This is a genomic window from Sulfurihydrogenibium sp., from assembly GCF_027448985.1.
Taxonomy (GTDB): Bacteria; Aquificota; Aquificia; order Aquificales; family Hydrogenothermaceae; genus Sulfurihydrogenibium.
Genome location: NZ_DAIDMN010000118.1, coordinates 1 through 2,879 on the forward strand (window position 1 = coordinate 1; position 2,879 = coordinate 2,879).

The 2,879-nt window shown below is 33.2% G+C and carries 4 protein-coding genes; 3 read left to right on the forward strand and 1 reads right to left on the reverse strand.

The features are described 5' to 3' along the window. The 3 genes from NE054_RS07670 to ychF all read left to right on the forward strand — a co-directional run. On the forward strand, positions 1 to 765 hold a 765-nt coding region (locus NE054_RS07670), incomplete at its 5' end, for a PD-(D/E)XK nuclease domain-containing protein (protein WP_297890331.1). Between the two features lie 31 nt (positions 766 to 796). Beyond that, positions 797 to 1,057: a hypothetical protein gene (locus NE054_RS07675; protein WP_297890333.1), complete on the forward strand. Its 261-nt coding sequence runs from the start codon at positions 797 to 799 to the stop codon at positions 1,055 to 1,057. Further along, positions 1,054 to 2,166, forward strand: coding sequence for a redox-regulated ATPase YchF (gene ychF, locus NE054_RS07680; protein ID WP_297890334.1), 1,113 nt, complete (start codon positions 1,054 to 1,056; stop codon positions 2,164 to 2,166). The genes NE054_RS07675 and ychF overlap by 4 nt, the downstream gene beginning before the upstream one ends. Here ychF and NE054_RS07685 read toward each other — a convergent pair. After that, positions 2,163 to 2,771 (reverse strand): Uma2 family endonuclease, encoded by a 609-nt coding sequence (locus tag NE054_RS07685; RefSeq protein WP_297890335.1) that lies wholly within the window; start codon positions 2,769 to 2,771, stop codon positions 2,163 to 2,165. The genes ychF and NE054_RS07685 overlap by 4 nt on opposite strands. Between the last annotated feature and the right edge of the window lie 108 nt (positions 2,772 to 2,879).

Below are 2,879 nucleotides of genomic sequence, written 5' to 3' on the forward strand. Positions count from 1 at the left end.
ATACTACTACTATTTGCCAACAAAATGTTTAGACCCTACTGGTTTGAAACCGGAACACCAACATTTTTGATAAAACTCTTTCAAAAAAACCAGTACTACCTTCCGGATTTAGAGAACTTGGAAGTAGGAGAAGAGATACTATCTAACCTTGATATAGATTATATCTATCCGGAAAATCTACTGTTTCAATCCGGATATCTGACTATAAAAAGCCAACTAAGAAAAGGAATAAAACAAAAGTACATACTGACCTATCCAAACTTGGAAGTAAAAGTAAGCCTAAACGACGCATTTTTAGATTACATAACAAAAAATCCGGTTTTAAAAGAGAAAACAGAAAGCAAAATATACGATGTGTTAGAAGAATCAAATGTAGAGAAACTAAAAGATATACTACAAAGCTTTTTTGCGAGCATACCAACAGATTGGTATAGGAAAAATGACATATACCAGTACGAAGGATTTTACGCATCTGTAATATACGCACTACTTACCGGAAGTGGCTTAACAACCATAGCGGAAGATACCACAAACAGAGGAAAGATAGACCTAACGGTGATAGCACAAGAAAAGGTTTACATAATAGAGTTTAAAGTTATAGAAGAAACCCAAGAAGGAAAAGCATTACACCAGATAAAAGAGAAAAAATATTATGAAAAATATCAAGACAAGTACAAAGAGATTTACCTAATAGGCATAGAGTTTAGTAAAGAAAATAGGAATATAACAAACTTTGAAGTAGAAAAGTTTGAAAAATACATTTAAAATAGAAGATATAAAAATGTAAGAGGTAATCATGGAAAAGATTTTAGAGTTGATTAACCGGATATGTAAAGAATATCCTATATTTTACCATGAAAAAACAAGAGAGATATGGATATCCGGATACAAGGAAAATAAAAAGTTTGATGTGTTTATAAAAATACTTAAAGATGGAAGTTATAAATTGGTTTACGAAATTCCGGAAGAAAGAAAGATTGCACTTTTTTTAAATGAAAATAATTTATTAAACCGTTTAAACAAAATATTTAATAAAGAGGTGGTAGAGAATAAATGAAAATGAACGTTGGTATAGTAGGGCTTCCTAATGTTGGAAAATCAACAATTTTTAATGCTTTAACAGAAACAGCAAAAGCATCTGTTGCAAACTATCCATTTTGTACCATAGACCCAAACGTTGGAATAGTAAACGTTCCAGATGAAAGACTTTACAAGATTGCACAGCTTGAAAAAAGCAAAAGTATAGTTCCTGCAACTATAGAGTTTGTAGATATAGCCGGATTGGTAAGAGGAGCCAGTAAAGGAGAAGGTTTAGGAAACCAGTTTTTAGCAAACATAAGACAGGTTTCAGCTATAGCTCATGTAGTTAGATGTTTTGATGATAGTGATATAATCCATGTGGAAGGCTCTGTAAATCCGGTGAGAGATGCAGAAATAATAGAAACAGAGTTAATTTTAGCAGACCTTCAATCAGTAGAAAAAAGATTAGAAAAATCATCAAAAGCAGCGAAAACCGGAAACAAAGAGGCAAAGTTTGAAGTTGAAGTATTGGAAAAGGCAAAAGCCATACTGGAAGACCTAAAACCGTTAAGAACAAACCTTGATAAATTTGAAAAAGAAGAGTTGGAATGGCTAAACAGAACACTTTACCCAATAACTGTTAAACCTATGATGTATGTGGCAAACATTCCGGAAGAAGACCTACCAGATGGAGGAAACAACCAATATTTACAACAACTTAAAGAAAAAGCGGAAAAAGAAGGGGCACCGGTGGTGGTGTTATGTGGTAAAGTAGAGCAAGAACTGATAGAACTTCCAAAAGAAGAAAGACAGGAGTTTTTAAACGCACTTGGACTTACAGAACCCGGATTAAACAAAATGATAAGAACCGGATACACGTTGTTGGACCTGATAACCTACTTTACAGCCGGAGAAAAAGAAGCAAGAGCATGGACCATAAAAAAAGGTACAAAAGCACCACAAGCAGCCGGAGAAATCCACTCAGACATAGAAAGAGGCTTTATAGCAGCAGAAGTGATTAACTACGAAGACTTTATAAAGATAGGTTCAATGCAAAAAGCCAAAGAACTTGGAGCGGTAAGAATAGAAGGAAAAGACTACATAGTGAAAGACGGAGATATTATGTATTTTAGGTTTAATGTTTAGATATTAAAAATTTTATCTACCGGAATATCGTTATTAAAGATTTTGATGGTTTTGTCAGGGGGGTAGATGTTTACATTTAGGTATTCTTTTTTGTGGGGTTGTGTGTAGACTTCAATGTGGTTGTTGTTGAGGTTTACTATCCAAACTTCTTTTATGTTAGCTTTTGCGTATATGGGTAGTTTTAGGTCTTTGTCTTTTTCTATGGTTGTATCTGAAACTTCAATGATGAGTTCAACATAGTTTGGTTTTGGGTGTTGTTTTTCTTTTAGATAGTCGGATTTTACTACAGCTATATCCGGTTGGGGTAAGTTGTTTTCATCTATGAAAATGGGGTTTTGAACTCTTACTCTAAAATTTTTGCTTAAATTTTCATCTTTAAAAATCAGCTGTGCTATCAAATTTGTTAGATTATCAACTATCAAAGCATGTCTAAATCCGATAGGACTCATTCTGTAAACCTCACCGTTTAGTAGCTCCACTTTTTCTTGGGGGTTAAAGATGCCAGACTGGTACATTTTTAGGATATCTTTCACTTTGAATTTGTACTTTTGTGTTGAAGATTTTTTGGGTTTAGATGGTTTTTTTTCAATTGCTAAAACATTCATCTTAACACCTAAAAATAGGAATTAAAAATTCTATCTACCGGAATATCGTTATTAAAGATTTTGATGGTTTTGTCAGGGGGGTAGATGTTTACATTTAGGTATTCTTTT